The 1,407-nt window shown below is 69.3% G+C and carries 1 protein-coding gene; it reads right to left on the reverse strand.

What is annotated here, in order from left to right:
- Positions 1–22: 22 nt before the first annotated feature.
- Entirely contained in the window at positions 23–1,252 is a 1,230-nt protein-coding gene (locus ETD86_RS54365; RefSeq protein WP_138674388.1) for an IS701 family transposase, read from the reverse strand.
- Between the last annotated feature and the right edge of the window lie 155 nt (positions 1,253–1,407).

The raw sequence follows: 1,407 nt of genomic DNA on the forward strand, positions 1-1,407 counted from the left end.
GTACTCCAGTGACACTTCGCGATCATGGTGCGGATCTGCGCTGGTAGTGGCAATGCCGGGCTGTGGCCTGGTGGCGGCGGCGCCAGTCTGACCAGCGCAGGATGTCCGTGATCGTGTGAGTTGTGCCCAGGATGAGCGCGGCGAGCAGCCGCCGGATTTCGGGCAGTGTCAGGGGGATGCGGTCGTCGTTGGTGCCGGGTGGCTGGGCGGCGGCGATGGCGGCCAGGAGAGCCAGGGCGAGCATGGCCAGGGTGATGTGCCGGTGCCATGCCGTCCAGCCGCGGACCTGGTAGTGGTCCAGCCCGACCTGGCCCTTGGCGGCTTGGAAGGACTCCTCTACCGCCCATCGGGTTCCGGCGATCTTGACCAGGGCCATCAGCGGCTGCCGGGTGGGCGCATAGCAGCGGTAGAACGCCAGCTCGCCGGTGGTCAGGTTGCGCCGGATCAGCAACCACCGATGCCCCTGGGCCACGCTTTCGTCGATGCGCGCCCAGGCCCAGGCATACCAGCGCGGGCCCTTGGCGCCCTGACCGGCGCGGTAGCGGTGCCAGTGCCGGTCGGCCACCCTTGCTGCGACCTCGGCCGCGCTGACCTGGGTGCCCTCCAGCTCGACGCGCCGGTTGCCGGCGATGGCCAGCACGTAGCCCAGCCTGCGCTCCTCCAGGGCGGCGCGCAGGCGCGGGTCTTGACCGTAGACCTCATCCCCAGCCACCCAGGAGGCGCGCACACCCGCGTCCAGCGCGGCCAGCACCATCTGGGTGGCCAGGGCGGGCTTGGTGGCGAAGCCGGTCCCGTCCGGGACGCCGGCCGAGCGGCACCGGCCGATATCAGCCAGCCATGTGTGCTCGGGCAGGTAGAGCCGCCGATCCAGCAGCGCCCGCCCGGCCGGGGTGGCGTAGGCCAAAAACACCCCGATCTGGCAGTTCTCGATCCGGCCCGCCGTGCCGCTGTATTGGCGCTGCACCCCGGCCGAACCGGTGCCCTTCTTGACGAAGCCGGTCTCATCCACGATCAGGACGCCATCGGGGCCGAGCCGGTCGACGGCAAAGGACCGAACGTCATCACGTACGCCGTCGGCGTCCCAGCGAGCGCTGCGCAGCAGCCGCTGCAGGGCCTGCGGACCGATCAGCCCGGCGTGCTCGGCCAGATTCCAGCAGTTCTTGCGGTCGATGTCGGCCAGCAGCCCGCGCACGTAAGCGCCAGCGGTACGACGCGGTTCAACACGGCCGAACCGACCGGCGATCCGGGCCATCATCTCGTTGAAGATGACCATCCAGCCGTCAGGGTCTACGCTGTGGCTCGCGGCCACCGCACGATCTTTGGTTGTCTTCACAAACTCCGAATGATCACGCGGTGGCCGTCGCCATGTGACCCGATCCCTCAAGATCGCGAAGTGTCACTGGAGTA

The sequence above is a fragment of the Nonomuraea turkmeniaca genome, assembly GCF_005889735.1.
Taxonomy (GTDB): domain Bacteria; phylum Actinomycetota; class Actinomycetes; order Streptosporangiales; family Streptosporangiaceae; genus Nonomuraea; species Nonomuraea turkmeniaca.